General features: G+C 60.9%; 30 protein-coding genes. 28 read left to right on the top strand and 2 right to left on the bottom strand.

Annotated elements, in window-relative coordinates:
• Positions 1–3 precede the first annotated feature (3 nt).
• Positions 4–1,371 carry a dihydropyrimidinase gene (hydA, locus tag AAAX75_RS08825; RefSeq protein WP_349091915.1) on the top strand — a complete coding sequence of 456 codons (1,368 nt, stop codon included), beginning with the start codon at positions 4–6 and terminating at the stop codon, positions 1,369–1,371.
• A gap of 111 nt (positions 1,372–1,482) precedes the next feature.
• On the opposite strand, the gene yqeC is transcribed toward hydA, so the two are convergent.
• Entirely contained in the window at positions 1,483–2,217 is a 735-nt protein-coding gene (yqeC, locus tag AAAX75_RS08830; protein WP_349091916.1) for a selenium cofactor biosynthesis protein YqeC, read from the bottom strand.
• Between the two features lie 102 nt (positions 2,218–2,319).
• On the opposite strand from yqeC, the gene yqeB reads away from it, so the two are divergent.
• From yqeB to AAAX75_RS08945, 23 genes are all read left to right on the top strand, one after another.
• Positions 2,320–3,114 carry a selenium-dependent molybdenum cofactor biosynthesis protein YqeB gene (yqeB, locus tag AAAX75_RS08835; RefSeq protein WP_349091917.1) on the top strand — a complete coding sequence of 265 codons (795 nt, stop codon included), beginning with the start codon at positions 2,320–2,322 and terminating at the stop codon, positions 3,112–3,114.
• 9 nt (positions 3,115–3,123) lie between these two features.
• On the top strand, positions 3,124–4,167 hold the full coding sequence (locus AAAX75_RS08840; RefSeq protein WP_349091918.1) for an XdhC family protein: 1,044 nt from the start codon (positions 3,124–3,126) through the stop codon (positions 4,165–4,167).
• A gap of 311 nt (positions 4,168–4,478) precedes the next feature.
• Positions 4,479–5,036, top strand: coding sequence for a 50S ribosomal protein L5 (gene rplE / locus AAAX75_RS08845; RefSeq protein WP_006235260.1), 558 nt, complete (start codon positions 4,479–4,481; stop codon positions 5,034–5,036).
• A gap of 79 nt (positions 5,037–5,115) precedes the next feature.
• A complete protein-coding gene (locus AAAX75_RS08850; protein WP_022094280.1) occupies positions 5,116–5,301 on the top strand; it encodes a type Z 30S ribosomal protein S14 in 186 nt (61 codons plus the stop codon).
• Positions 5,302–5,420: 119 nt separating this feature from the next.
• Positions 5,421–5,819 carry a 30S ribosomal protein S8 gene (gene rpsH, locus AAAX75_RS08855; RefSeq protein ID WP_006235262.1) on the top strand — a complete coding sequence of 133 codons (399 nt, stop codon included), beginning with the start codon at positions 5,421–5,423 and terminating at the stop codon, positions 5,817–5,819.
• Between the two features lie 33 nt (positions 5,820–5,852).
• Complete coding sequence (gene rplF, locus AAAX75_RS08860; RefSeq protein WP_006235263.1) at positions 5,853–6,389, top strand: 50S ribosomal protein L6; 537 nt, start codon at positions 5,853–5,855, stop codon at positions 6,387–6,389.
• A gap of 75 nt (positions 6,390–6,464) precedes the next feature.
• Positions 6,465–6,833 carry a 50S ribosomal protein L18 gene (gene rplR, locus AAAX75_RS08865; RefSeq protein ID WP_055252235.1) on the top strand — a complete coding sequence of 123 codons (369 nt, stop codon included), beginning with the start codon at positions 6,465–6,467 and terminating at the stop codon, positions 6,831–6,833.
• A 14-nt stretch (positions 6,834–6,847) separates the two neighbouring features.
• The gene (gene rpsE, locus AAAX75_RS08870) at positions 6,848–7,372 is read left to right on the top strand and encodes a 30S ribosomal protein S5 (protein WP_006235265.1); all 525 of its coding nucleotides are present in this window, start codon (positions 6,848–6,850) and stop codon (positions 7,370–7,372) included.
• 2 nt (positions 7,373–7,374) lie between these two features.
• Positions 7,375–7,557 (top strand): 50S ribosomal protein L30, encoded by a 183-nt coding sequence (gene rpmD, locus AAAX75_RS08875; RefSeq protein WP_006235266.1) that lies wholly within the window; start codon positions 7,375–7,377, stop codon positions 7,555–7,557.
• 3 nt (positions 7,558–7,560) lie between these two features.
• Positions 7,561–8,010 (top strand): 50S ribosomal protein L15, encoded by a 450-nt coding sequence (gene rplO / locus AAAX75_RS08880; protein ID WP_006235267.1) that lies wholly within the window; start codon positions 7,561–7,563, stop codon positions 8,008–8,010.
• Positions 8,004–9,290 carry a preprotein translocase subunit SecY gene (gene secY, locus AAAX75_RS08885; RefSeq protein WP_349091919.1) on the top strand — a complete coding sequence of 429 codons (1,287 nt, stop codon included), beginning with the start codon at positions 8,004–8,006 and terminating at the stop codon, positions 9,288–9,290. The genes rplO and secY overlap by 7 nt, the downstream gene beginning before the upstream one ends.
• Positions 9,291–9,308: 18 nt before the next feature.
• Positions 9,309–9,935: an adenylate kinase gene (locus AAAX75_RS08890; RefSeq protein WP_349091920.1), complete on the top strand. Its 627-nt coding sequence runs from the start codon at positions 9,309–9,311 to the stop codon at positions 9,933–9,935.
• Positions 9,932–10,720, top strand: a complete 789-nt coding sequence (map, locus tag AAAX75_RS08895) for a type I methionyl aminopeptidase (protein ID WP_006235270.1) — start codon at positions 9,932–9,934, stop codon at positions 10,718–10,720. Before AAAX75_RS08890 ends, map begins: the two co-directional genes overlap by 4 nt.
• A gap of 104 nt (positions 10,721–10,824) precedes the next feature.
• Positions 10,825–11,043: a translation initiation factor IF-1 gene (gene infA / locus AAAX75_RS08900; protein ID WP_035137443.1), complete on the top strand. Its 219-nt coding sequence runs from the start codon at positions 10,825–10,827 to the stop codon at positions 11,041–11,043.
• A gap of 150 nt (positions 11,044–11,193) precedes the next feature.
• Positions 11,194–11,307 (top strand): 50S ribosomal protein L36, encoded by a 114-nt coding sequence (rpmJ, locus tag AAAX75_RS08905; protein ID WP_006363204.1) that lies wholly within the window; start codon positions 11,194–11,196, stop codon positions 11,305–11,307.
• Positions 11,308–11,321: 14 nt separating this feature from the next.
• Positions 11,322–11,696, top strand: a complete 375-nt coding sequence (rpsM, locus tag AAAX75_RS08910; RefSeq protein WP_022094275.1) for a 30S ribosomal protein S13 — start codon at positions 11,322–11,324, stop codon at positions 11,694–11,696.
• Between the two features lie 14 nt (positions 11,697–11,710).
• Positions 11,711–12,115, top strand: a complete 405-nt coding sequence (gene rpsK, locus AAAX75_RS08915) for a 30S ribosomal protein S11 (protein WP_006235274.1) — start codon at positions 11,711–11,713, stop codon at positions 12,113–12,115.
• A 19-nt stretch (positions 12,116–12,134) separates the two neighbouring features.
• Positions 12,135–12,731, top strand: coding sequence for a 30S ribosomal protein S4 (rpsD, locus tag AAAX75_RS08920; protein ID WP_006235275.1), 597 nt, complete (start codon positions 12,135–12,137; stop codon positions 12,729–12,731).
• 32 nt (positions 12,732–12,763) lie between these two features.
• Positions 12,764–13,705, top strand: coding sequence for a DNA-directed RNA polymerase subunit alpha (locus AAAX75_RS08925; protein WP_006235276.1), 942 nt, complete (start codon positions 12,764–12,766; stop codon positions 13,703–13,705).
• Between the two features lie 30 nt (positions 13,706–13,735).
• Positions 13,736–14,203, top strand: coding sequence for a 50S ribosomal protein L17 (gene rplQ / locus AAAX75_RS08930; protein ID WP_055287451.1), 468 nt, complete (start codon positions 13,736–13,738; stop codon positions 14,201–14,203).
• A 92-nt stretch (positions 14,204–14,295) separates the two neighbouring features.
• A complete protein-coding gene (truA, locus tag AAAX75_RS08935; RefSeq protein WP_349091922.1) occupies positions 14,296–15,120 on the top strand; it encodes a tRNA pseudouridine(38-40) synthase TruA in 825 nt (274 codons plus the stop codon).
• Between the two features lie 203 nt (positions 15,121–15,323).
• Positions 15,324–16,322: a glycosyltransferase gene (locus AAAX75_RS08940; RefSeq protein WP_349091923.1), complete on the top strand. Its 999-nt coding sequence runs from the start codon at positions 15,324–15,326 to the stop codon at positions 16,320–16,322.
• A gap of 132 nt (positions 16,323–16,454) precedes the next feature.
• Positions 16,455–16,892, top strand: a complete 438-nt coding sequence (locus tag AAAX75_RS08945) for an ArgR family transcriptional regulator (RefSeq protein ID WP_006235280.1) — start codon at positions 16,455–16,457, stop codon at positions 16,890–16,892.
• 189 nt (positions 16,893–17,081) lie between these two features.
• Here the strand turns inward: AAAX75_RS08945 and AAAX75_RS08950 are convergent, their stop codons facing one another.
• The gene (locus AAAX75_RS08950; protein WP_349091924.1) at positions 17,082–19,298 is read right to left on the bottom strand and encodes a PBP1A family penicillin-binding protein; all 2,217 of its coding nucleotides are present in this window, start codon (positions 19,296–19,298) and stop codon (positions 17,082–17,084) included.
• Positions 19,299–19,460: 162 nt separating this feature from the next.
• Between AAAX75_RS08950 and AAAX75_RS08955 the strand changes: the two genes are divergently transcribed.
• The 4 genes from AAAX75_RS08955 (at position 19,461) to AAAX75_RS08970 (ending at position 25,907) form a co-directional block, all read left to right on the top strand.
• Positions 19,461–21,419 carry a U32 family peptidase gene (locus AAAX75_RS08955; RefSeq protein ID WP_349091925.1) on the top strand — a complete coding sequence of 653 codons (1,959 nt, stop codon included), beginning with the start codon at positions 19,461–19,463 and terminating at the stop codon, positions 21,417–21,419.
• 96 nt (positions 21,420–21,515) lie between these two features.
• The gene (tyrS, locus tag AAAX75_RS08960; RefSeq protein ID WP_006235283.1) at positions 21,516–22,727 is read left to right on the top strand and encodes a tyrosine--tRNA ligase; all 1,212 of its coding nucleotides are present in this window, start codon (positions 21,516–21,518) and stop codon (positions 22,725–22,727) included.
• Between the two features lie 385 nt (positions 22,728–23,112).
• The gene (locus tag AAAX75_RS08965; RefSeq protein WP_349091926.1) at positions 23,113–24,933 is read left to right on the top strand and encodes an adenine deaminase C-terminal domain-containing protein; all 1,821 of its coding nucleotides are present in this window, start codon (positions 23,113–23,115) and stop codon (positions 24,931–24,933) included.
• A 179-nt stretch (positions 24,934–25,112) separates the two neighbouring features.
• On the top strand, positions 25,113–25,907 hold the full coding sequence (locus AAAX75_RS08970; RefSeq protein WP_195569051.1) for an HAD family hydrolase: 795 nt from the start codon (positions 25,113–25,115) through the stop codon (positions 25,905–25,907).
• The last annotated feature ends 138 nt before the right edge of the window (positions 25,908–26,045 follow it).

Consider the following 26,045-nt stretch of genomic DNA (forward strand, 5'->3'; position numbering starts at 1 on the left):
AACATGATCATCATCAAAAACGGCGCGCTCGTGACGCCCCAGGGGCTTCGCCGCGCCGATCTTGCCATGGATGGCGATAAGATCGTGCGGATCGCCGCGGCGATTGAGCCGGCCGAGGGCGATACCGTCGAAGATGCCGCGGACTGCTGGGTGTTTCCCGGCTTTATCGATGGGCACACGCACATGCAGTGCTGGACCGGCATGGACTGGACGGCCGATAGCTTTGAGACCGGCACGCGTGCGGCTGCCTGCGGCGGCACCACGACCATCGTCGACTACGCGACGGCCGATCGCGGCGTGACCATGCCCGATGCCTTGGCCGAGTGGCATCGCCGCGCTGACGGCACCTGCACGGCCAACTACGCCTTTCATATGGCACTCGCCGAGTGGAATGAGCGCAACCGCGCCGATCTTTCGGCCATGCGCGAGGCGGGCGTGTCGTCGTTTAAGACCTACTTTGCCTATGACCACCTGCGCTTGGACGATGCCGAGACGCTCGAGGTGTTGGAGGAGCTCAAGCGCCTGGGCGGTATCCTGTGCGTGCATTGCGAGAACGGCACGTTGGTGAATGAACTGCAGAAGCGCGTGTACGAGCAGGGTATCCACGGGCCCGAGGGCCACGCGCTCAGCCGTCCGGACGTGTGCGAGGCCGAGGCAGTGAGCCGTCTGCTATATCTGGCGCACCTGGCCGGCGACGCACCGGTCAACGTGGTGCACCTTTCGACCAAGCTGGGGCTCGAGGCCATCCGTGCTGCCAAAGCGCGCGGGCAGAAGAATATCTATGTCGAGACCTGCCCCCAGTATCTGATGCTCGACGACACCTGTTATCTGGAGCAGGGCGAGGACGGCTTTGCGGGCGCCAAGTATGTGATGAGCCCGCCGCTGCGCCATGCCGGTGACCGTGCCGCGCTGCGCGAGGCGCTTGTGGCCGGCGAGATCGATACTATCGCCACCGACCACTGCAGCTTTAACCTGCACGGGCAAAAGGACCGCGGGCGCGACGATTTCCGCGCGATTCCCAACGGCGGGCCCGGCGTGGAGCATCGTCCCGTCGCGATTGCCACGAGCTTTGAGGGCCAGCTGGGCCCCGAGGACCTCTGCCGCTTGATGAGCGAGAACCCGGCGCGCGTTTTTGGCATGTATCCACGCAAGGGCTGTCTTGCCGAGGGTGCCGATGCCGACGTGTGCGTGTGGGATCCCCAGGCGCGCTGGACCATTCGCGCCGCGACACAGCATCAGGCTGTGGACTACACGCCGCTCGAAGGCTTTGAGGCACATGGCCGCGCCAAGGTCGTGTTTGTGAACGGCGTGCTGGTGGCACGCGACGGCGAGCCCACCGGAGCCCAACCCGGCCGCTACGTGCCTCGCTAACAGGGGGAGTGCCGGACCTCCCCTCCGCAGTTGCGGTGAAATACGGACTGTTTGCAGCCATTAGGTGGCCAAACAGTCCGTATTTCACCGCAACTGACGAGATGGGGCCGGCTATTTGAGGCTGCTGGCGACGACGGGGCGGCCGAGGGCTGCCTCGAAGCAGTCGGCCATCGTGGGGTCGCTGAGCGTGTCGACTTGGTTGAGCATGACGCGTGCGGTGCTGAGTTTCAGCGCCTGCATCTCGGAATTGAGCACCTGGGCGACGCGCTCGGGCGTGGCGATGTCGGTGAGCTCGCAGCCGCAACGCTCGCAAAAGAGCTCGGGGCGGTGGACGGTTTCGTTGATGGGCTTGCCGAGCCCCGAGGCGCCGACGAGCCAGATGACATTGGCCGTGCCGGCGGGAATTACCGGCTCCCAGGCGGCATGCGCCTTGAGCGGGAGTCGCTTGCTACCGTCTGCCTCGGCCAACACATAGTCAAAGCGCTGTGCCAGCCCGCCGAGTGGCTCGGCGGGGGCGGAGAGCTTGCCTGTCTCCGGGTCCAAGACGCCTGCCTGGCAGATGCCTCCGCGTGCAAGGCCCGCGCATGCCTCGCAGGTGCAGCCGGGAACATGCAGGGTCCCCGGTTTCCAGGGCGCGGCGTCCAGGCGACGGCTCGACCCGTCCCACGGCACGCCGGCGACGGGGAACATGCGCGTGGTGGTGCAGAGGAGCACGCGGCCGCCAGCGCGCATAAGCTCAAGGCCGAGCGTCTTTAGCAAGGTCGACTTGCCACCGCTGCCGATAATCGCGGTAATGCCCGGCTCGATCCTGAGCGCCGAGGCAAGATTGCCGCTAACCGTTTCCATCTGTTCACCGCCGTATAATACTGTGATAATAAATAATCATCAGAGTAGCGGTCGAACCGCTTTTGCTCTGCTCAAACCGTAGCACAGGGAGGTGCCCCGGGAATGCTCGTTTATGTTCGCGGCGCTGGCGATATCGCCACGGGCGTCGCCGCTCGCTTGGTGCGCGCCGGCGTGTCGGTTGTCATGGCCGATATCGCGGTTCCCACGTGCATCCGTCGCACAATCAGTTTTTGCGAGGCCATTCGCTTGGGCGAGGTCCAGGTCGAGGGCATTCGCGCCCGCTTGGCGCAGACGCCGGCTGAGGCGCTCGAGATTACCCAAGCGGGGGATGTCGCCGTGGTGGTAGACCCCCAGGCCAAGATGCTCGATGAGCTTAAACCCGCTGCCGTGGTCGACGCGATTTTGGCCAAGCGCAACCTGGGTACCACGCGCGACATGGCGCCTGCCGTCATCGCCGTGGGGCCGGGCTTTACCGCGCCGGTTGACTGCGACGCCGTGGTCGAGACCATGCGCGGGCATTTCTTGGGCCGTGTCATTATCCAAGGTTCGCCCCAGCCCAACACGGGCGTGCCGGGCATTATCGCCGGCTATGGCAAGGAGCGCGTAATCCACAGCCCCGCCGCCGGCGTGTTTCGGTCCGACCGCGCAATCGGCGACATCGTGCGCGCCGGAGACGTGATTGGCTACGCGGGCGATACGCCCATGCGCACGCAGATCGATGGCTGTCTGCGCGGGCTTTTGGCGAACGGCGTGCAGGTGACCGAGGGCTTTAAATGCGCCGATGTCGATCCGCGCGGCGATGCCAGCTATATCAACTACATTTCGGACAAGGCGACGTCGGTCGGCGGCGGCGTGCTCGAGGCACTCGCTATGCTCACCGATATCTTTAGAGGATAGAAGGCGGCAATGGAAAAGCTCGATGTTGTGAATGCGGCGCTTGTCGCCCTGCGTACTGGCGAGACGTGCGAGCTCGTGGTCGTGGCCGGCACGGCGGGGTCGTCGCCGCGCGGCGTGGGCGCCTGGATGGTCGTCTTTGCCGACGGCAGCCAGGCGGGCACCATCGGCGGCGGCAAGATCGAGCTCTTTGCGCTGGACGAGGCGCGAGAGCTGCTGGCCGCGGGGCAATCGCGTCTGGTCCGCTACACCATGGGCGGCGAGAACTCCGATACCGGCATGATCTGCGGCGGAGCCATCTGCCTGTGCTATCTGCATCTGGATGCGATCCAGGCACAGTTGCTCCAGGAAATTGCCGACGTCTTGACGTATCGACGTATCGGCGACTTCGTCATCGACTTTGAGCCGTTTATCGCAAGCGCGCTCGAAAGCGACGCTACTGAATACCATGGCGAGGAATCGCGCCGCACCATTGCGGGTTGCCCCGGGCTTTCGCTGGTGGAGGAGGGGAGTAAGGTTACCTATACAAACGCCGCCTCCGAGATTCCTCCCGCGCACATCGAGACGCTCTGCCCCGAGGGCCTGACCTATATCTTTGGCTGCGGCCACGTGGGCGCCGCGACGGCGCGGGTGCTCACGGCGGCGGGCTTTGCCGTCGTGGCGTGCGACGACCGCCCCGGCACGCTGACCCCCGATTGGGTGCCCGGTGTCTACGATCGTCGCTTGGTCGATTACAAGAACCTGAGCGAGCTGTGCCCCATCGGCCCGCGCGACCTGGTGGTCGTCGCCACGGCGGGTCACAAGTCCGATATCGACGTGGTGATTCAGGCCATGCGCGCCAAGCCTGCCTACCTGGGCTGTCTGGGCTCGCGCCGCAAGACGGCCTTTGTGCGTGCCCGCCTGGAGCAGGAAGGCTTTACGCAGGACCAGATCGACGAGCTGCACCTTCCGATCGGCGTTGCCATCGAGGCCGAGGACCCCGAGGAGATCGCCATCTCCATCGCCGCCGAGATGATCCACCTGCGCCGCACCAAACTCGTCCCCCGCAAGCGCTAATCGCATCCCCACCAATAAGTTGCGGTGAAATACGGACTGTTTAAGCCTGTTAGGCCGCCAAACAGTCCCTATTTCACCGCAACTGCTTGTTGGGATCCATTTGTGCGGGGGAGTTGTGGAGTTGTGCAGGCAGACGAGGTTTTTCTGGAAATACGCTCCCGATGCGCGTATAGTACCGATTGTTTTGTCGGCTCCTGCTGCGTCGAGTCCAAACCGCAAAATGCCATGAGCGGTGCGGATGCAGTCAGGAGGCACGAGGACAACCCACCGTGGCCACGCCCCGTGCTTAAAACCCCAAGAAGGAGTGAACAATGGCAGAAGAGAAGTATGTGCCGCGTCTGAAGACCAAGTACAACAACGAGGTCAAGCAGCAGCTTCAGGACAAGTTCCAGTACGAGAACGTCATGATGATCCCCAAGTTTGAGAAGATCGTCGTGAACATGGGTGTCGGCGAGGCCGCTACCGATTCCAAGGCCATCGACGGTGCCGTGCGCGACCTGCGCGCCATCACCGGCCAGCAGCCGATGATCACCCGTGCCCGTAAGTCCATCGCTACCTTCCGCCTGCGCGCTGGTATGCCGATCGGCTGCAAGGTTACCCTGCGTGGCGACCGTATGTGGGAGTTCTTCGATCGTCTGACCTCCGTCGCGATCCCCCGTATCCGCGACTTCCGCGGCATCTCCGCCAAGAGCTTCGACGGCCGTGGTAACTTCTCCATGGGCGTCACCGAGCAGCTCATCTTCCCCGAGATCGACTTCGATTCCGTCGATCACCAGCGTGGTATGGACATCACTTTCGTGACCACCGCCAACACCGATGAGGAGGCCAAGGCCCTTCTGGACGCCTTCGGTTTCCCGTTCAAGAAATAGGTTCACCTGCCCTAAAAGCGCCGTTTCCACAAGGGAGCGGCGCTTGGGGCGAACAATACTCTATGTGAGGAGGATATAAGTGGCTAAGACATCGATGATCGTCAAGTGCAATCGCAAGCAGAAGTTCTCTACTCGTGAGTACACGCGCTGCCAGCGCTGCGGCCGTCCGCACTCTGTGTACCGCAAGTTCGGCCTGTGCCGTGTCTGCTTCCGTGAGCTTGCACTCAAGGGCGAGCTTCCCGGCGTTAAGAAGGCCAGCTGGTAAGTCACTACCAGCGTTTCAAGCATCCGTTTGGAACAGGGAAAACGCGCTAGTTAGGCTTTGCCGTTAAGGGCGGCGAAGAACCAAGAGCACGTGTTCATCAAGAACGAAGGAGAATCTGTATGAACCTTACAGACCCGATCGCAGATATGCTTACGCGCATCCGTAACGCTAACTCTGTGAACAAGGCCACGGTCTCCATGCCGAGCAGCAAGAAGCTCGTCGAGATCGCTCGTGTTCTGCACGAGGAGGGCTACATCGAGGGCTACGATGTCGAGGACACCGTTCCCCAGAAGACTCTGCACATCACGCTTAAGTATGGTCCCAAGAAGGCTAAGGTCATCAACGGCATCCGCCGCATTTCCAAGCCGGGCCTGCGTAAGTACACCGGCGTTGCCGACATGCCCCGCGTCCGCGGTGGCCTTGGTACCGCCATTATTTCCACCAGCCATGGCGTCATGACCGACCGCGATGCTCGCAAGCACAACGTCGGCGGCGAGATCATCGCTTACGTCTGGTAATTCGCTCGGTAGGTAGAAGGAAAGGAGATCACCGTGTCTCGTATCGGTAATAAGCCTGTCCAGATTCCCGCCGGAGTCGAAGTGGCAGTCAATGGCAACAACGTTGTCGTCAAGGGCCCCAAGGGCCAGCTCGAGCTCGATGTCTTTGAGAAGCTCGCTATCAACGTCGAGGACAACGTCCTCACCGTTTCCCGTCCCGACGACGAGCGTGAGACCCGTGCCCGCCACGGCCTCACCCGCGCCCTCATCCACAACATGGTTGTCGGCGTTTCCGAGGGCTTCGAGAAGAAGCTCGAGCTCGCCGGCGTCGGTTACCGCGTGCAGCAGAAGGGTAAGAACCTCGAGTTCTCCCTGGGCTTCTCGCACCCCGTGATCGTCGAGGCTCCCGAGGGCATTACCTTCGAGGTTCCCGACAACACCCACGTGAACGTCAAGGGTATCAACAAGCAGCAGGTCGGTCAGATCGCCGCTGAGATCCGCGGTCATCGTCCTCCCGAGCCTTACAAGGGCAAGGGTATCCACTATGTTGGCGAGCACATCCGCCGCAAGCTGGGTAAGGCCGCCAAGTAGTCGTAACCGACTCACTCGCATAAGACCAGCACCCCGTCAGGTGCTGGCAAGATCAACCTTTTTAGGAGTTTACGTATGAACAAGCATAAGGCGAAGCTGGAAGGCCTCAAGCGTCGTCAGCGTCGTGTTCGCGGCAAGGTCTCGGGTACCGCCGAGCGTCCGCGTCTTCGCGTGACCCGTACTAACGCCAACATCTATGCCCAGATCATCGACGACAGCAAGGGCTCCAGCCTGACGCTCGTCTCTGCCTCGACCCTCGAGGCCGAGTTCAAGGGCACCCACACCTCGAACAAGGAGGCTGCGGAGAAGGTCGGTCAGCTCGTTGGCAAGCGCGCCATCGAGGCCGGCATCACCAAGGTCGCCTTCGATCGTGGTGGCCGTATCTACCATGGCCGCGTCAAGGCCCTCGCCGACGGTGCTCGTGCCGCCGGTCTCGAGTTCTAGGAGGTATGTAGCACATGGCTCGTAATCAGAAGCAGCAGCGCGAGGCCTCCGAGTTCGAGGAGCGCGTCGTTTACATCAACCGCGTGTCGAAGACCGTCAAGGGTGGTCGTCGCATGAGCCTCGTCGCTCTCGTCGTCGTTGGCGACGGCAAGGGCAACGTCGGCGTTGGCATGGGCAAGTCCGCTGAGGTGCCCATGGCCATCTCCAAGGCATCTCTCGATGCCAAGAAGAACATGTTCCACGTGCCGGTGACCGAGCAGGGCACCATCCCGCACGAGGTTCTCGGCCACTTTGGTGCCGGCCGCATCATCATCAAGCCCGCTGTCGAGGGTACCGGCGTTATCGCCGGCGGCGCTGTGCGTCCCCTCTTTGAGCTTGCTGGCATCAAGAACGTCCTGTCCAAGTCCCTCGGTACTGACAACGGCCTCAACATCATCAAGGCTGCCGTCGAGGGCCTCAAGGAGCTCTCCAGCCCTGAGGACGTCGCGGCTCGCCGTGGCCTGACGGTCTCCGAGATGTTCGTCGGTAAGGAGAACTAAGCATGGCTGACACCATCAAGATCAAGCAGGTCCGCAGCACCAACGGTTGCAAGCAGGACCAGGTCCGTACTGTCCGTGCCCTCGGTCTCCACAGGATCCGCGAGGTTCGCGAGATTGCTGACAACGAGTCCGTCCGCGGCATGATCTTCAAGGTCAAGCACCTTGTCGAGATTGTAGAGGAGTAGCAAATGCAGCTTCACGATCTTACTCCCGCGCCCGGTTCCACCAAGAACCGCAAGCGCGTCGGCCGTGGCAATTCTTCGGGTCACGGCACCACTTCTGGCCGCGGTCAGAAGGGCCAGGGTTCCCGCTCTGGTGGCACCAAGGGTGCCGGCTTCGAGGGTGGCCAGACTCCGCTGGCTATGCGCCTGCCCAAGCTTCCGGGCTTCCGTAACCCCCGTCGTATCGAGTACACCGCTGTTAACGTTGAGCGTCTCGAGCGTAAGTTCGAGGACGGCGCTGTGATCGACGGTGCCGCTCTTAAGGCCGCTCGCATCACCAAGAGCGAGTTCGAGCCCGTCAAGGTGCTCGGCAATGGTGAGCTCACCAAGAAGTTCACGGTCAAGGTCGACAAGGTCAGCGCTTCTGCGCAGGCCAAGATCGAGGCCGCCGGCGGAAAGGTCGAGCTGCCGTGCTAAATGGTCTTAAGAATGCTTTCCGCATCAAAGAATTGCGCGAAAAGATTCTTTTTACCATAGCTATGCTCGTCGTGTACCGCATTGGTGCGCACGTTCCTGTGCCCGGCATTCCCTTCCAGGGGATGCTGGGCCTTTTCTCGACCGATAACAATTCGGTCGCCGCAGGTGCTATGGCCCTCCTGAATCTTTTCTCTGGCGGCGCGTTGAGCTATGTGTCGGTGTTTTCGCTGGGCATCATGCCTTACATCACCAGCTCGATCATCCTCCAGATGCTCCAGGCCGTCGTGCCTTCCCTGCATGAGCTTGCTCGCGAGGGCGAGGTCGGTCAGACCAAGATTACGCAGTATTCGCGTTACCTCACCCTGGCTCTGGCAATCCTCAACTCCGTTGGTTACCTCTTCCTCTTTAAGAGCTTCGGCATCAGCTTCAATGGCGCCGGCGCTCCCGAGATCATCTTCGACCTCATGATTGTCGGCACGCTCACTGCGGGCGCCATGCTGATCATGTGGATTGGTGAGCTCATCACCCAGCGCGGTATCGGCAATGGCATGTCGCTGATCATCTTTGCGAACATCATGGCCGGTCTGCCGCAGGCTATCTTCTCCAGCACCGAGGGCAATGCCGGTGGCCTCATCACCATGGTGATCATCTGCGCCATCATCCTGCTGGTTATCCCGCTGATTGTTTTCCTTGAGCGCGGCCAGCGCCGCATCCCGGTCTCCTACGCTAAGCGCGTCGTGGGCCGTCGCATGATGGGTGGCCAGACCACCTACCTGCCCATCAAGGTCAATACCGCGGGTGTCGTGCCGATCATCTTCGCTTCGGCGCTGCTGTACTTCCCGGCTCAGATTGCCGTGTTCTTCCCCGGCATCGGCTGGATTCAGGCAGTTGCCTCCGCGCTTTCGACCGGTTGGCTCAACTGGGTGCTTAACGTTGTCCTCATCGTGTTCTTCGCGTACTTCTACACCTCCATGGTGTTCAACCCCGATGACACGGCCGATAACCTTAAGAAGCAGGGCGGCTTTATTCCGGGCGTCCGTCCGGGTAGGGCTACCGCGGCCTACATCAAGAACGCGCTCAACAAGATCACGCTTCCCAGCGCTGTCTTTTTGGCGCTCATCGCCATCGTGCCTTCGATCATCTTCTCCTTCACGGGTAACCATCTGATCCAGGCATTTGGCGGCACGTCCATCCTCATCATGGTCGGCGTCGTGCTCGACACGGTCGATAAGCTCGAAGGCCAGATCAAGATGTATGATTACGATGGATTCTTTAAATAGGCTAGAGGAGGATTGCTCATGAACCTCGTATTGCTCGGAGCTCCGGGTGCCGGTAAGGGCACCGTCGCACAGGAGCTCGTCGCCGAGTTTGGCGTCGCCCATATTTCCACGGGCGACCTGCTGCGTGCTGCCGTCAAGGGTGGCACCGAGCTTGGTATTCAGGCTAAGAAGTACATGGACGCTGGCGAGCTCGTTCCCGACCAGCTCGTGATCGACCTTGTCAAGGAGCGCCTTGCCGCCGATGACGCCCAGCAGGGCTTCATCCTCGACGGCTTCCCGCGCAACACCGCCCAGGCTGTGACGCTCGATTCCGAGCTCTCCGCCATGGGTCGCGAGATCGATTGCGCCCTTCTGGTCGATGTGGCCCCCGAGGTCATTATCGATCGTCTGTCTTCGCGTCGCACCTGCCGCGCCTGCGGTTACACCGGCACCGCTGCCGATGCCACCTGCCCCAAGTGCGCAGGCGAGATGTATCAGCGCGACGACGACAAGCCCGAGACCATCAAGAACCGTCTCGACGTCTACAAGAAGTCTACGAGCCCGCTCGTCGACTACTATCGTGGCCAGGGTCTGCTCAAGTCGGTCAACGGTGATCAGGCTCGCGAGACCGTGTACGGGGATGTCAAAGAGGCTCTCGGTCTATGATCAAGATTAAGTCTGCAACGCAAATCGAGCAGATGAAGAAGGCAGGAGCGCTATCTAAGATGGCGCTCCGCCACGTTGGAGCCATGGTGCGTCCCGGCGTTTCCACCTTTGAGCTCGATCAACTCGCGGAGCAGATTATCCGCATGCATGGCGGCACCCCGGCCTTTAAGGGTTACGGCGGGTTCCCGGGGACCATTTGCGCATCGATCAACGATGCCGTGGTCCACGGTATTCCCAACCCCGACATGATCCTGCGCGATGGCGATATCATCTCCATCGATACGGGAGCCGTTGTCGACGGTTGGGTCGGCGATAACGCTTGGACCTTTTTCGTCGGCACCCCCACGCCCGAAGCCAAGGCTTTGTGCGAGGTCACGCGCGACTGCCTTAAGGCTGCCATCGAGCAGGCTGTTCCCGGTAACCATATCGGGGACGTCGGTTATGCCGTTCAGTCCCTCGCCGAATCTCACGGTTACGGAGTGCTTCGTGATTATGTGGGCCATGGCATTGGCCGTGTGATGCACGAGGACCCCAACGTTCCTAACTATGGAAAGAAGGGGAGGGGCGTTCGCCTCCAGGCCGGCATGGTCATTGCCATCGAGCCGATGGTTACGATGGGTTCCAACCATGTGAGCACGGGCTCCGACGGTTGGATTGTTACGACCAACGACCACCTGCCCGCCGCGCACTACGAGAACACCGTCGCCATTACCAATGACGGTCCGGTGATTCTGACCACGGATGCCCAAGGTGCTTGGTGTTCGCTCCAAGGCGGAGAAATGTAACAAGTTCCACTTAGTTGTGGAGCCATTACGAAGTTATTACGATGCGTGCATACGTGTTGTAGAATACTCAATCGCTGTCGTTTTCTAGAGAAAGATGATTGCTTGTGAAGAAGGAAGACGCAATTGAGCTCGAGGGTACGGTAAAGGAACCGCTGCCCAATGCCATGTTTAAGGTCGAGCTCGAGAACGGTCATTCGGTTCTGTGCAACATTTCTGGCAAGATCCGAATGAATTACATCCGTATTCTCCCCGGTGACAGGGTTGTCGTGGAGCTTTCCCCGTACGACCTGACCCGCGGCCGCATCACCTATCGCTACAAATAGCGGCACGCATACACGCACTCCATTTCCGACTGCAGGCTTAGCTCAACCTACGGTCGGATTGTGTGTGAAGACCAGCCATAGTTTTAAACGCCTGCGGCTGGGCGAGTAGATAGTAGGGAAGTAGTTTGAGCGCTACCGAAAGGAAGAACGATGAAGGTACGTCCTTCGGTCAAGAAGATGTGCGATAAGTGCAAAATCATTAGGCGCCATGGCAAGGTCCTCGTCATTTGCGAGAACCCCCGTCATAAGCAGCGTCAGGGTTAAGAGAGGAGACTACGTTGGCCCGTATTAATGGTGTCGACCTCCCGCGTGAGAAGCGCGTTGAGATCGGTCTGACCTACATTTACGGCATCGGCCGCACCACTGCGACGAAGATTTGCGTCGAGTGCAACGTTAACGTGGATACGCGCGTTAAGGACCTCACCGAGGATGAGGTTAACGCCATCCGCGATTATATCGATAAGAACCAGATCATGGTTGAGGGCGACCTCCGCCGTGAGCGCAACCAGAACGTCAAGCGCCTTATGGACATCGGCTGCAACCGCGGCCTTCGTCACCGCAAGGGCCTCCCGGTCCGCGGCCAGCGCACCCACACTAACGCTCGTACCCGCAAGGGCCCGAAGCGTCAGATCGGTGCTAAGAAGAAGAAATAAGGAGCGCTAGATAGATGGCTACTGCTAAGAAGAACGTTCGCGCTGCCCGTCTGAAGCGCGCGGACCGTAAGAACATTTCCGTGGGCCAGGCTCACATTCGTTCTACGTTCAACAACACGATCGTTTCGATCACCGATCCCCAGGGCAACGTCATTTCCTGGAAGTCGGCTGGCCAGGTGGGCTTCAAGGGCTCCCGTAAGTCCACGCCGTTCGCTGCCCAGATGGCTGCCGAGGCTGCTGCCAAGCAGGCCATGGAGCACGGTATGAAGAAGGTTTCCGTCTTCGTCAAGGGCCCCGGCTCCGGTCGTGAGACCGCCATCCGCTCCCTCCAGGCTGCTGGCCTCGAGGTCTCGAGCATCCAGGACAAGACCCCCATTCCGCACAACGGCTGCCGCCCCAAGAAGCGTCGCCGCGTGTAACTGAAAGGATCGTATCAATATGGCAATCGACAGGACTCCTGTTCTTAAGCGCTGCCGTCAGCTCGGGATCGATCCCGCTGAGCTCGGTTACAGCAGCAAGAAGGAATCTATCCGTCAGCCCAAGCGCCGTCGCAAGGAATCTGAGTACGGCATGCAGCTGCGCGAGAAGCAGAAGGTCAAGTTCATCTATGGCGTTCTGGAGAAGCAGTTCCACGGCTACTTCAACAAGGCCCGCAAGATGAACGGCGTCACCGGTGAGAACCTCATGATCATCCTTGAGTCTCGCCTCGACAACGTCGTCTTCCGTCTTGGCTTCGCCCGCACCCGCAAAGAGGCTCGTCAGTCCGTCCGTCACGGTCACTTCACCGTGAACGGCAAGCGCGTGGACATCCCGTCCTACCGCGTCAAGGCCGGCGACGTCGTCGCTGTCGGCGAGAAGTTCCGTGACCTCCTCCCCATCAAGGAGGCCCTGATTTCCTCCGAGCGCTTTGAGGTCCCTGGCTGGCTCGAGGTCGATATCGAGAAGCTGTCTGGTAACGTGCTCGCTCTGCCGACGCGTGAGCAGATCAGCGGTGATATCAACGAGCAGCTCATCGTCGAGCTCTACTCTAAGTAGTCCATCCGGGCTGCTGAGGCTGGAGGTAATACATGTCAGAATTCATTAGGCCTCAGGTTCAGGTCGAAGAGATCAACGAGACGTCTGCTCGTGTCTCCGTCGAGCCGCTCGAGCGTGGCTACGGCGATACTCTGGGTAACTCCCTTCGTCGCGTTCTTCTGTCCTCGCTCGAGGGTGCCGCCGTCGAGGCTATTCAGATCGATGGTGCGCAGCACGAGTTCATGACCATCCCTAACATGGTCGAGGATGTCACCGACATCGTCCTGAATGTCAAGGGTCTTGTCTTCAGGGCTCTCGGCACGACCGACGAGGCGACCGCCACCATTTCGGTTGACGGCCCCTGCGAGGTCACCGGTGCGGACTTCTTTATTCCGTCCGAGTTTGAGCTGGTCAACCCCGAGCAGCACATCGCTACGCTCACCGAGGGTGGCCATCTCACCATGAGCATGCGCATCGGCTATGGCCGCGGCTATGTTTCTGGCGAGGCCAACAAGCGCGACAACGATCCCATCGGTGTGATCCACGTCGACTCGCTGTACTCGCCGGTTTCCCGTTGCGCCAAGCTCGTTGAGGCTTGCCGTGTCGGTCAGCACACCGACTACGACCGCCTTGTCCTCGAGATCGAGACCAACGGCTCCATCGCCCCGCGCGACGCCGTGGTCCAGGCTGCCAATATCATCAACCAGCATATGGCCGCCTTTATGAACCTTGCCGAGACCCCCGAGGTCGAGGAGGAGGCTTCGATCTTCGCTCCCGAGGTCACCAACGACAACGCCGAGCTGGACAAGCAGATCGAGGATCTGGACCTTTCCGTCCGTTCCTACAACTGCCTTAAGCGCGCCAGCATTCACTCGGTCCGTCAGCTCGTTGAGTTCTCGGAGAACGATCTGCTCAACATCCGTAACTTCGGTGTTAAGTCGATCGAGGAAGTGAAGGACAAGCTTGAGTCCATGGGCCTGAGCCTGAAGGCTTAATGCTTCGCATATTTGAGGAGAAACTAGACCATGCGTCACAACGTTAAGAAGGGCCTGAAGCTCGGCACCGATGCGAGCCACACCAAGGCCATGAAGAAGAGCCTTGCTAAGGCCCTCTTCGAGAACGACCGCATCAAGACCACCGAGACCCGCGCTAAGGCGCTGCGTTCGGTCGTCGATCCGATCATCACTTGGGCCAAGAAGGGCGACCTGCACTCTCGTCGTCTGGCTATCGCCAAGCTCGGCGATAAGCAGCTCGTTGCCGAGATCTTCGACAAGGCTGCCCAGGGTATGTGGCAGGACCGCAACGGCGGTTACACCCGCATCATGAAGCTCGGTAACCGTAAGGGCGACAATGCTCCCATCGTTATCATGGAGCTCGTCACCGAGCCTTGCACGCCTAAGGCCAAGAAGGCTGCTCCGGCCCCCAAGAAGGCCGCTGCTCCCAAGAAGGTCGAGGCTGCCGAGGAGGCTCCTGCTGAGGAGACCGCTGAGTAGACAATCCGTCTGCATAGGCTATATTCGAGGGGTACGTTCGCGTACCCCTCTTTTTTTGTCGAAATGCCATTGCCTGTTTGTTGGGAGCGCCCATGACCGCGCCGTCTGATTTCAATTCGATTCCCGAGCTCGACGCCACGCTCGTTTTCCGCGTGGCCTACGATGGCTCGTCCTATAGCGGCTTTGCCGAGCAGCCTGGCCAGACGACGGTTGCGGGCGAGCTGCGCCGCGCTATCGAGACGCTCCTGCGCCGTCCGATCGACCTGACGTGCGCAGGGCGCACCGATGCCGGCGTGCATGCGGTGGCGCAGTACATTAGTGTGCCCGTAACGGACGCTGAGCTTGTCCTGACGCGCCGTAGGTGGCTGAGGGCCATGGATGCCCTGCTGCCCAAAGATATCGCCATAAACGAGGTCTACAGGGCCCGTAAAGGCTTTTCTGCACGTTTTGACGCGCGTTCCCGTACGTATACGTACCGTATTGCCGATCGAGATGCGCGCCCCGTGCTGTCCCGCGGTGCCGTGTGGTGGCATCGCTATCCCTTGGATGTTGAGGCTATGTCTGCTGCCTGCCCCGCGCTGCTGGGCGAACAGGACTTTAAAAGCTTTTGCAAGGTTGCCTCGGCCGTTGGCAAGCCCACGCATCGCTGCGTGATGCGTGCCGAGTTTGGCCATGAGATTGCGTTTGGCGAGGACATCCTGACGTTTACCATCGAGGGCAATGCGTTCCTGCATTCGATGGTCCGTACGATCGTGGGCACGCTTGTCGAGATTGGCATGCATCGCCGTGAACCCGAGTGGATGCGTGAGGTCATCGATGCTTGCGACCGTCCCGCTGCGGGCCCCACGGCTCCTGCCTGCGGCCTTACGTTTATGGGCGTGGATTACGATCCCGCCGAGCTCGTCGTGCTCGACTAGGGGAGGGCTCGACGCGTCGTGCGTCGACACCCGTCATCTGTGGGCTGCGCGTGTTCAACATCTGTTCTTGGCGTGCAATACAACCGGTGTCTCATTGCTTTTATTGCCGGGGTGTACCATGAACCACGGTTTGATTCATTGCTGTCGAGAGGACGGATAACTTGGTTCGACGTGGCTCGCATCCGCGACTTTCGGTGATCCTTGTGGTAGAAGGTTCGCCCAGCTATGCGATGCGTGCGCTCGAGAGTATCCAGAACCAAGACCTCTACGATTTGCAGATTGTTGTTGTCTGCCGCGATGCTGCGCCCGGTGTGCGCCATTCGCTTCAAGTTGCTGCCGACAGGGACATCCATATTGATTTGATTGACGTCGAGGACGCGAAGCGCGGTGCTTGTCTTCGTGCCGGTTTTGCTGCCTCGCGTGGCTCTCAAATCATCGCTATGAACGCCGATGAGTGGCTTGCTCCGCAGTCCCTTTCCAAGATGGTCGATATCGCGTGCGATACTGCGGCAGACATAGTGTTCCCCACGGTGTCGCTCGACCGCTATGATGCACATCGAGAACGCCATTCGCGCGTCTTGGATGCTGCCTCTATTGCCATAGAAGACGAGTCTTCTATGGTGACTGGGCTGCCCCAGTTGATTTTGGGCGGCCTAGTCGCTCAGACCTCTGGCGTGATGTATAGCCGTCCGCTGTTTGAGGCATGCCTGTCGCGCGGCAAGGCGTACCGTACGGTTGAGTTTATGGCTTATGCGCTCTCGCAGACACGATTCGTGTCCGGTTGCGGCGACGCTTGTTTCCACGCGGTGGCACCTAAGCTTACAGATGCCTTTGATCCCACCATGTATGCCAGGATATCCGATGACACTCGAGCGCTCGACGAGCTTGCGGACTCACTCTCGGAAGCAGATAGCGGTGGTCGGCTCAAGCTGGCAAGCCAAAAGTTCTACTTTGCCGGACTGGTCGCCTGCATCGAGAATTTGTGTCTTAGCCCGCATGGAGTGTCGTCAATCGAGCGTTCCGCCCGCATGCGTGATATGCTCGAGGCGCCTCGAACCCGTCAGATGGTCGCCGCGCTCAAGGATAACCATCGGGGACTGGGTCTGTTGTTTGGGCCGATTGCCAGCGCCAAGCCCGCGCGCTGCGTGATGTGTACGCATCTGGCAGCTTTTCTTAACCGGACGGGCGCAAAAACCGCCTAAACGGCTCATTTCGAAACAAATTTGCATAGAATTGTTTCGAAATGCGTTCTTATACACAAAAGCCTTCAAATAGCGTTAAACTATTCAGTCACTGATTGATTGTCTCCGCCATCTTTTGGAGAGAGGGTTTGTATGGCTAAAAAACGCAATGGGCGCCAGGATGCCATTAGAGATATTGTGCGCAATAAGGACGTCCGCACGCAGCGCGTGCTGGTCGATGAGCTCCGCGCTATGGGCTTTGATTGCACGCAGGCGACTGTCTCTCGCGATATTGCCGATATGGGGCTGCGTAAGCTCCCCGAGGGTATCTATGTTCTGGCAGAGGACCTGCACCTGCAGCGTATGGTTTCCGAGCTCGTAACGGGCGTTCTGCGCACCGATAATCTGGTTATGATCAAGGCTCAGCCTGGTACGGCTTCCGGCATCGCCGCCGCCGTTGATGCGGCAGAGTTGCCCGATGTGCTTGGCTCGCTTGCCGGCAACGATACGATTTTGGTTATTGCCCAGACGGCCGAGGACGGCGAGCGTCTCGAGGCGCTGATCAATAAGCTGAGCAATTCTCGCAAGTAGGCGTGCGGGTCGTGCGCTCGGCACTGTGTGCGTGACATGGTGGCTTGTAAGGGGGTATCGACGTTGGTCGGTACCCCCTATATTGTTTGCCGGTATAAAGGCCGTCCACCAGGTCGCTTTAAACTAAAAGGCCCCCGAGCACTTTAATAAGCTGCTCGGGGGCCTTGTTGCTAATGGCCGGATGAATTTCTAGCCAACCGTATCGTCAGGCGTGGGCGAGGGGTCGGGAGTGGGTGTAGGCGTAGGCGTAGGCGTAGGCGTAGGCGTGCCGCCATCGTCGCCGGTCGAACCACCAGTGGAGCCGCCCGTCGAGCCACCGGTCGTACCGGTGCCGCCGGTGGTGTCGCCGCCCGTGGTCTCGGTGGTCGTGGTGGTTGTGGTAGTCGTCGTGGTGGTTTCGTCTTCGTCCTCGTTCTCGTCCTTGTCCTTGTCGTCGTTTTCCGTCTTCTTGGCGTTGTTGGTGCCGTAGAACTTCCAGACGCTGTTGTTCTTGTAGGTGGGCGCCGTTCCGGTCGCAAACTCCTCGCGCTCGGTACCGGTCAGAACGGTGTTCATAAACCGCTTAAAGACAGGCAGGTTGGTGCTGTCGCCCAGCAGGTCTGTGCCGTATTTTTGGATGGGAATCTCGCCCGCGGAATAGCCGGTCCACAGGGCGCACGCCAGCTGCGGGGTATAGCCGCAGAACCACAGGTTGGTGGTGTTGTCGGTGGTGCCCGTCTTGCCGGCATAGGGCTGGTTGACGCTCAGGGCGCCGGCAGCACCCGTACCGCCGCCCTTCATGACGCCGGACAGAACATCGGTGACCGCGGCGGCCTCGCCCTCGGTAAGTACCTGTGAGGGATTGTCGGTGTGCTGGTACAGCACCGAACCGGTACGAGAGTCAATCTCGGTGATGGCGATCGGCTGGCGATAGTAGCCGCCGTTGGCAAACGTCGCGTAGGCGGCGGCCATCTCGAGCGGCGAGATCGAGCCGGTGCCGAGGGTCATGACGGGAACGTCCTCGATGTTGTCCTTGGCGGGATCGATGCCGAGCTTTTTGACGAGCGAGATGATCTTGCTGTTGCCGACGGCTTCCGCCACCTGGATGTAGCCGGTGTTGGAGGAGTATGCCGTCGCCTGCTTAAGCGTGATGTTGCCATAGCTATGGTTGGCGTAGTTTTGGACCTCGGTCGTGGTGCCCTTGGCCTTGAGCGGCGAGTTGCAGTTGAGGGTGACGTTGGGGTTCATGCCGTTTTGGATGGCAGTTGCCAGCGTAAAGGCCTTAAAGGTGGAGCCGACGGGACGCTTGGCCGTGGCATGGTTTACGTGGTTCTCGTCGGCGTTGTAATCGTAGCCGCCCACCATGCACTTGATGTAGCCGGTCTTGGGGTCGACGACGACCATGCCCATGTCCAGGCCGTCGAGCGAGAGCGTGTCGAGCTGCTCGCGAACGGCATTCTCTGCCACCTGCTGCATCGTGGGGTCGATGGTGGTCTTGACGGTCAGGCCGCCCTTAAAGAGCACGTCGGTCGAGAACTCCTGCTCCAGCAGCTGCTTAACATAGGCGACAAAGTAGGGCTGCGAGTATACGTCAACGCCGCTGCCCGAGATTTCGGTCACGTTGAGGGTGATGGGCTCGGCCTGTGCGGCATCGTGCTCCTCCTGCGTAATGTGGCCCAGGCGCAGCATGTTGTCGAGGACCTTGTTGCGACGGGACAGCGCCAGGTCGGGGTTGACCGTGGGGTCGTACTGCGAGGGCGAGTTGGGAAGGCCGATCAACAGCGCGGCCTCGCTCAGGGTGAGGTCTGCGGCGCTCTTGGACAGGTAGGTCTCGGCGGCGGCCTCAATACCGTAGGCGCCGTGACCGTAATAGATGGTGTTGAGGTACATCATGAGGATCTCGTCTTTGGAGTACATGTCCTCCATCTTTACGGCGATGTAGGCCTCTCGCACCTTACGCTCGATGGTCGAGTCGAACTGCTCCTCCTGCAGGATAGTGTTGCGCACCAGCTGCTGGGTGATAGTCGAGGCGCCTTCGTGCCCGCCGCCGAGGGTTGCCACCGCAGCACGCGCGATACCCCACAGGTCGATACCGCCGTGCTCGTAGAAGCGCTCGTCCTCGACGTCAACGGTGCCCTGTAGCACGTAGGGGGAGACCTTGTCCTTGGTGATGGACTTGCGGTTTTGCGTGTAGAAGCTCGCGATCTTGTTGCCGTTGCAGTCGACGATCTCGGTGGGCTCGCTCACCAGATACGCGTTGGCGTCGGTGTAGTCGGGCAGATCGGACAGCCAGCGGTTGACGTTGCCGACCATGCCGATGCCAAATGCCACGCCCGCAATCAGCAAAAAGCCCAAAAACGAGAGCAGGATTATGGGCAGGGCATGCGTCTTTGAACGGCTGCGTCCCTGTCGTTGGCGAGGACCCATATATTGACCTCCAGGTATGTCGTGCCGGACGGCGGATGTGCCGTCGGGGCAGGATGGACATAAGTTATTACACGATAAACCAAACGGGGCGCGCGAGGCCTCGTGTATGCTGGAAGACGGCATTTTTCAGAGTGAATGCATACCTTGGTAAGGAGTTTGCCGATGGCGATTCGGGCGATGGGGCCGAGCGGACAACACAAGACTGGATTGGATGCTGCCGGTGCGGCGCTGCCCGAGCTGCTGGCGCCGGCGGGCGGGCTCGACCAGATGTTTGCGGCCATCGCCGCGGGCGCCGATGCCATCTATGCGGGGTTGGGCGGCTTTAACGCCCGTGTGAGTGCGCACGGTTTTACCGACGACGAGTTTGCGCGCGGCTGCGCCGTGGCGCATGCCCATGGCGTGCGTGTGTACGTGACGCTCAACGTGTTCGTGTTTGACGATGAGTTGTCCGACGCGGTGGTGTTGGGAGCTCATGCACTGGAGCTGGGCGCCGATGCTCTGATTGTCGCCGATGCCGGGCTGGCCTGCGCGCTGCGCGCGGCGATTCCCGGGGTCGAGATTCACCTGTCCACGCAGGCGGGCGTTCATAGCGAAGGCGCCGTGCGACTTGCCGCCGATGAGCTGGGGGTCGAGCGCGTGACGACGGCACGCGAGCTGACGGTCGACGAGATTGCGGCGCTATGTGCCACGGGCGTGCCCATCGAGGTATTCTGCCACGGTGCGATTTGCATCGGCTATTCGGGGGCGTGCGAGTTCTCGGCCCTGCGGCGTGGGCGCTCGGCGATGCGCGGCGACTGCACGCAGCCGTGCCGTCTGGCGTACGACCTGGTGGACGAGGCGGGGCAGAGCGTTGTCGCCGTCGAGGGAGATCGCCTGCTGTGCCCGCGCGACTATCTGGGTATTGCACATCTGCCCGAGCTTGTAGATGCCGGCGTGGCGTCGCTCAAGATCGAGGGGCGCATGAAGAACCCCGATTACGTATTCAACGTGGTGCGGGTGTGGCGCCGGGCACTCGATATGCTGTACGACGGCGCGTGGGACCCCGGTGCCGTGGAAGAGCTTGAGCGCGAGCTGGGAAGGTCGTTTAACCGTGGGTTTACCGATGCGTACCTGCGAGGGCGTTCGGGTGCCGAGCTGATGAGCTTTGAGCGTGCGATTAACCAGGGCGTGCGCGTGGGGCGCTTGGTCGCTGTGGGCCACGAAGAGGTGACCGTTGAGCTCGACGCCGCCGTGGCGGCGGGTGACACGCTCGAGATCCGGTTTTATCCGGGTGCCGACGCGCGTCCCGATGTGCCCAAGCGCTGGCCGCAGGTGCCCTGTCCGGTGGATGCCGCAGCGGGGGAGCGCGTCGTCGTGCATTGCAAGCGTAAGGTTGACACGGGCTGCGAGGTGTACCTGATTCGCAGCGCCGGCGTGTTGGATCAGACGGCGGCGGTGTTGGAGCGCATGCGGGCCGAGGCGGATGCGATTGCGCCCGTTGCGCGTGCCGTTGAGGTGCTGCCCTTTGAGGACGTTGCGGTGGATGGCGGTGCGTCCACGGAGTTGGTGGAGTGCGCGGTTCCCACTCGCATGGTTTTTGCTTGGCAGCTGATGGATGCCGACCCGCGCGGAGAACTTGATTTGTCCGACGCCGTTGTGGTGCTTGACGAGGTGTGCCGCACGGGTGACGCTGACTGGACCCGCTCACTGATACAGCGTGCCGGGCGCGTCGTCTGCCGCAACCTGGGACAGGTGGTGATCGCTCGCGAGCTGGGCGTGACGTTTGACGTGGCGGCGCCGGTGTTCTGCGCGAATCGGGCCACGCTTACCTGGCTGCGCGGACTCGGTGCGGGGCGGGTGTGCTTGCCGGCGGAGTTGCTCGGCAATGATGCGGAGCGTATTGCCGAACTGGCCGCTGAACCCGGCGTCTTGGGTCCGGTCGACGCCGACCGTCCCGAGCTTATGGTGTGCGAGCACTGCCTGCTGACCGCCGAGGGCGTCTGCGCCACCGATGCGACGGGACAGGTTCGTTGCCGCGACTGCTTGCGTCGTCGGCAGGTACGCTATCTGGTCGAGCGTGACGGTACACGTCTGCCAGTTGCCATTGACGCATGCGGCAGGACGAGGATTTTCCTGTCGTAGGTGCTGCGTCGCGTCAGTTTGTTATCATAAGAGAGTTTATGGACTTCCAGCACCGCCGTTTTCGGCGAGGGTGCTATAGCAAAAGGAGGATACCCAATGCTGTCTGTTGACGAGCAAATGCGTATCATCACCTCGGGCGCCGCGCAGATCGTTCCCGAGGCCGACCTTCGCAAGAAGCTTGAGAAGGGCGAGCCCCTCAACATCAAGCTCGGCGTCGACCCCACCAGCCCCGACCTGCACCTGGGCCACGCCGTGCCGCTGCGCAAGATGCGTCAGTTCCAGGACCTGGGCCACAACGTCACCCTCATCATCGGCAACGGTACCGCGTTGATTGGCGACCCTTCGGGCAAGAATTCCACCCGTCCGCAGCTTTCGCAGGAGCAGATCGAGGCCAATGCCGAGACCTACGTGAGCCAGGCCATGAAGATCCTGGATCCCGAGAAGACCACCATCGTGCACAACGGTGACTGGATCCTTTCGATGGATCTGGCCGGTCTGCTGCAGGTGTGCTCCAAGTTCACCGTCGCCCGCATCCTCGAGCGCGACGACTTTACCAAGCGCTACCAGTCTCAGACGCCGATCGCCCTGCATGAGTTCCTGTATCCCGTGATGCAGGCTTTCGACTCCGTGCAGATCAAGGCCGACGTCGAGATGGGCGGCACCGATCAGCTCTTCAACCTGCTCGCTGGCCGTGAGCTCATGGAGAAGATGGGCATGGAGCCGCAGATCGCGCTCACCATGCCGCTGCTCGAGGGCACCGATGGCGTGCGCAAGATGTCCAAGTCCTATGGCAACTACATCGGCCTGACCGACGCTCCCAAGGATATGTTCGGCAAGACCATGTCCATCCCCGACGAGATGATCGGCAAGTACTATCGTCTGGCCAGCTCGCTCACCCCGGCCGAGGTCGACAAGATCGACGCCGCCCTGGCCGATGGTTCTGCCGACCCCTACGAGCTCAAGCGCGCTCTGGGCCGCGACCTGTGCGACACCTACCACGGCGCCGGCGCCGGAGACGAGGCTCAGGCCGAGTTCGACCGCGTGTTCAAGGAGGGCCAGCTTGCCGACTTCCCCGAGAAGCATGTCGAGCTGACCGTCAACGACGAGGGCCAGATCTACCTCGCCGGCCTGCTCAAGGACTTGGGCCTTTCGGCGAGCGCCGGCCAGGCTCGTCGCGATATCGACGGCGGTGGCGTCAAGATCAACGGCAAGGCCGTGGCTCCCAAGAGCTACAACATCGATCCCAGCGCCCTCAAGCTGGGCGACACCCTTTCTGTGGGTAAGCGCAAGGGCTTCAAGTTGATTTAGTTCCGCCGTTCTACCGAACGGCGGACCGGCCGACGCTGCGCGGGCCGCATTTGGACAATCTGACGTTCAACTTCAAGGGCGCGACCAGAAGGTCAGCGCCCTTTCGTTTCACGTCACCTTGTCTCAAATGCGACCCGCTCGCTGGCGATGCCAAAACATCGGCGCTTCCGTGGTTGGCACTTGGGGACGTTCCTTTTGTGCCGGCACTTTGGGACACTCCTTGTCATTGGTGCAAAGTAACCTGCCCCCATTGCGCCAAGCGGCGTGTGCCGTTAAGCGGAGAGGCGTATTGTTGACCCATCGTTTGGGCATACAATGGCTATTGGCTTGCTGCGGTGAAGGTCTGTCCGCTCCGCAGCTTTTTTCTACGGTTAAAGGAGTATGTATGTCCGTTGAGGTCATGAGGTCTGTGATCGAGGCCGCCGAGGGCCGCGTGCCCGTCGACACGCTGTTTACCAATGCGCAGATCGTCGACGTGTATGGCCAGCGTGTGGCGCCCGGCAGCGTTGCCGTCAAGGACGGTGTGATCGTCGGCGTGCTCTACGATGGTCGCGACGATGTCGCTGGCACCTACGAGGCTGCCGAGGTTATCGACTGCCAGGGTCGCTATCTCGCTCCCGGTTTTATTGACGGGCATCTGCATATCGAGTCTTCGAACATCCGTCCCGCCGAGTATGCTCGCATGGCCGCGACGCGCGGTACTACCACCGCCATTGCCGACAGCCACGAGATTGCCAATGTTGCCGGTCTCGACGGCTTGCGCTTTATGATCGAGGACGGCCGCCGCGCACCCATCTCCATCAAGTACATGATGCCTTCGTGTGTGCCCGCGCTGCCCGACGAGCAGGCCGGTGCCGTTATTTCGGCTGCCGATATGCAGGCGTTTTTTGCCGAGCATCCGGGCGATGTCTTTGGTCTGGGCGAGATGATGAACCTGCCGGGCGTCTTTATGGCCGACCCCGAGACCTGTGCTCGCATCGATGCTGCCAACCAGACGCCGTCCAAGCAGGTTGACGGCCACGCGCCGCTCGTTGCCGGTAAGGACCTCAACGCCTATGCCGCAGCAGGTATTATCGCCGACCACGAGTCGACGATTCCCGAGGAGGCGCTCGACAAGCTGTCTCGCGGCATGTACGTGATGCTGCGTGAGGGCACGTGCAGCCATGACCTGGCCAACCTGTCTCCTATGCTGCTGGAGAATCCTGCCCGTGCCCGCCGCTGCTGCTTTGCGACCGACGACCGTGCTCCCTCCGATGCGCTTTCGACCGGTATGATTGACAATGCCTGCCGCGTGGCTATCGAGGCCGGTATTGACCCCGTGGTTGCCATCTCTATGGCGTCCCTGTCCACGGCCGAGGCGTTTGGCCTGGACCACGGCTGCCGCGACCCGCACGAGCTCCGCGGCGCAATCGCCCCGGGCAAGCGCGCCGACCTGCTGTTGCTCGATGACTTGACGTTTGCCAAGGCTCCGCATCGCGTATATGCCGATGGCGCGCTCGTGGCGCAGGACGGCACCTTTGTGGGCGAGATTGCACCCGAGATGGCCGAGGTTGCGGCCCTTGCCGATGAGCTGCGTGCTTCCGTTAAGCTGCCGAAGCTTTCGCTTGACGTGTTCGATTATGCCTTTAAGCCGGGCGAGGCGGTTATTGATGTGATCCCGGGCATGGCTATCACGGGCATGGTCCGTCCCGAGACTGACGAGGACTTGCGTCGCATTATGCTGATTGAGCGCCATGGCCGCGGCGTGTCGCTGCAGGCCGAGGGCGCCGATGGCGACGGCCCCGCTGGCCTGGGCCTGGTCGGCAAGCATATCGGTCGCGGCTGGGTGCGCGGTTTCACCATCACCGGTGGTGCCATTGCCTCCACGATCGGCCACGACTCGCACAACGTGTGCGTGGTGGGCGACAATGCGGCGGATATGATGGCTGCCGTTGAGGCCGTGGGCCAGGGCGGCCACGTGCTGGTGCGCAACGGCGAGGTCGTGGCGCGCATTCCGCTGGCGCTCGGTGGCCTTATGAGCGAGGGCACGGCCGAGGACGTTGCCGCGCAGCACGACGACTTTATGGTCAAGGCGCGCGCCATGGGTATTGAGCCACCGCTCGACCCCATCATGGGCATCATCTTCCTGCCCCTGCCGGTCATCCCGACGCTCCGCATCCGCCCCGAGGGCATGTTCGACGTCACGACCTTCACCTACGCCGACTAGTCATCGGGGACACTCTTTGGCGGGCTGCCTGACGTCGCGACCGTGGGGCCTCTGGCGCGCGTGAGCTATTTGCTAGGTCCTTGTAACGTTTGCGCCCGCGGAGTCTTATTTGAGCTCCCTTTGGGTACGGTGATTTTGGATATACGTCCGATTCCATCAAGCCCGAAGGGAGCTTTTCTATGTTTAAACTGATTGCATCCGATATGGACGGCACACTGCTTGACGAAAACGGCCAGGTGCCTCCCGAGACCTACGAACTGATTCTGGCGCTACACGAGCATGGCGTGCATTTCGCTGCATCGTCAGGTCGTCGCTACGATCGCCTGTGCGAGTTCTTTGCGCCCGTTCGCGACAAGATGGACTTTGTCGCCGCTAACGGCGCCCAAGTCTACGCCGACGGTAAGATGGTAGACCGTGAGGTGTATTCCCACCTGGCGATTCGAAGGCTCGCCCAAGCCGTCAGGACGTTTCCCAATCTGCATCTTGCGCTCTTTGACCGAACCAAGTCCTTCCTGCTCGATGACGAGTGCAAGTTCGTGCGTGAGGTCGATAAGGACCTTCCCAATGCCGAGCGCATTTGGGAGCTGCCCGATCCCAGCGTAAATATCATCAAGGCGAGTATCTTTTGCGATGACTGTGCCGTTATGGACAGTGCCTACGTACTGCAGCGCGAGCTTGGCCAGCTCTTTACCTTTGCGCCTTCTGGAAACGCATGGATCGATGCCATGCAGCCCGGTGTGTCGAAAGCCTCGGGAATCGAGCAGCTCATGGAGCACTATGGCGTCGAACGCGACGAGGTCATGGCGTTTGGCGACTCGATGAACGACTACGAGATCATTCGCTTTGTCGGCACGGGCTGCGCGATGGAAAACGCGCGTCCCGCGCTCAAAGCGGTGGCCGATCGCGTGGTGGGTTGTAATCGCGACCACGCCGTCCAGCAGGAGCTCCGTCGCGTGCTGGAGAGTCTCGCTTAATCCGGCAGCTGGGGACGTTCCTTTTAATATGAGCAGGACATTGTCAAGAGGCAAAATCGGGCCTGGCCCCAACGATATGGGGTCAGGCCCTCTCCCTATATCAGCCCGTCCGCGGCGACCTCGGCGTGTCTTACCGAC

The sequence above is a fragment of the Collinsella sp. CLA-ER-H7 genome (genome assembly GCF_040092345.1).
Taxonomy (GTDB): Bacteria; Actinomycetota; Coriobacteriia; order Coriobacteriales; family Coriobacteriaceae; genus Collinsella.

Coding starts and splice junctions, on each gene's coding strand:
- AAAX75_RS08890 (WP_349091920.1), top strand. CDS start 9,309: ATGAACCTCGTATTGCTCGGAGCTCCGGGTGCCGGTAAGGGCACCGTC.
- rplQ (WP_055287451.1), top strand. CDS start 13,736: ATGCGTCACAACGTTAAGAAGGGCCTGAAGCTCGGCACCGATGCGAGC.
- rplE (WP_006235260.1), top strand. CDS start 4,479: ATGGCAGAAGAGAAGTATGTGCCGCGTCTGAAGACCAAGTACAACAAC.
- truA (WP_349091922.1), top strand. CDS start 14,296: ATGACCGCGCCGTCTGATTTCAATTCGATTCCCGAGCTCGACGCCACG.
- rplO (WP_006235267.1), top strand. CDS start 7,561: ATGCAGCTTCACGATCTTACTCCCGCGCCCGGTTCCACCAAGAACCGC.
- tyrS (WP_006235283.1), top strand. CDS start 21,516: ATGCTGTCTGTTGACGAGCAAATGCGTATCATCACCTCGGGCGCCGCG.
- yqeC (WP_349091916.1), bottom strand. CDS start 2,217: ATGGAAACGGTTAGCGGCAATCTTGCCTCGGCGCTCAGGATCGAGCCG.
- AAAX75_RS08925 (WP_006235276.1), top strand. CDS start 12,764: ATGTCAGAATTCATTAGGCCTCAGGTTCAGGTCGAAGAGATCAACGAG.
- hydA (WP_349091915.1), top strand. CDS start 4: ATGATCATCATCAAAAACGGCGCGCTCGTGACGCCCCAGGGGCTTCGC.
- AAAX75_RS08945 (WP_006235280.1), top strand. CDS start 16,455: ATGGCTAAAAAACGCAATGGGCGCCAGGATGCCATTAGAGATATTGTG.
- rpsD (WP_006235275.1), top strand. CDS start 12,135: ATGGCAATCGACAGGACTCCTGTTCTTAAGCGCTGCCGTCAGCTCGGG.
- AAAX75_RS08965 (WP_349091926.1), top strand. CDS start 23,113: ATGTCCGTTGAGGTCATGAGGTCTGTGATCGAGGCCGCCGAGGGCCGC.
- rpsH (WP_006235262.1), top strand. CDS start 5,421: ATGAACCTTACAGACCCGATCGCAGATATGCTTACGCGCATCCGTAAC.
- map (WP_006235270.1), top strand. CDS start 9,932: ATGATCAAGATTAAGTCTGCAACGCAAATCGAGCAGATGAAGAAGGCA.
- rplR (WP_055252235.1), top strand. CDS start 6,465: ATGAACAAGCATAAGGCGAAGCTGGAAGGCCTCAAGCGTCGTCAGCGT.
- rpmD (WP_006235266.1), top strand. CDS start 7,375: ATGGCTGACACCATCAAGATCAAGCAGGTCCGCAGCACCAACGGTTGC.
- AAAX75_RS08955 (WP_349091925.1), top strand. CDS start 19,461: ATGGCGATTCGGGCGATGGGGCCGAGCGGACAACACAAGACTGGATTG.
- yqeB (WP_349091917.1), top strand. CDS start 2,320: ATGCTCGTTTATGTTCGCGGCGCTGGCGATATCGCCACGGGCGTCGCC.
- AAAX75_RS08970 (WP_195569051.1), top strand. CDS start 25,113: ATGTTTAAACTGATTGCATCCGATATGGACGGCACACTGCTTGACGAA.
- rpsE (WP_006235265.1), top strand. CDS start 6,848: ATGGCTCGTAATCAGAAGCAGCAGCGCGAGGCCTCCGAGTTCGAGGAG.
- AAAX75_RS08840 (WP_349091918.1), top strand. CDS start 3,124: ATGGAAAAGCTCGATGTTGTGAATGCGGCGCTTGTCGCCCTGCGTACT.
- rpmJ (WP_006363204.1), top strand. CDS start 11,194: ATGAAGGTACGTCCTTCGGTCAAGAAGATGTGCGATAAGTGCAAAATC.
- AAAX75_RS08950 (WP_349091924.1), bottom strand. CDS start 19,298: ATGGGTCCTCGCCAACGACAGGGACGCAGCCGTTCAAAGACGCATGCC.
- rpsK (WP_006235274.1), top strand. CDS start 11,711: ATGGCTACTGCTAAGAAGAACGTTCGCGCTGCCCGTCTGAAGCGCGCG.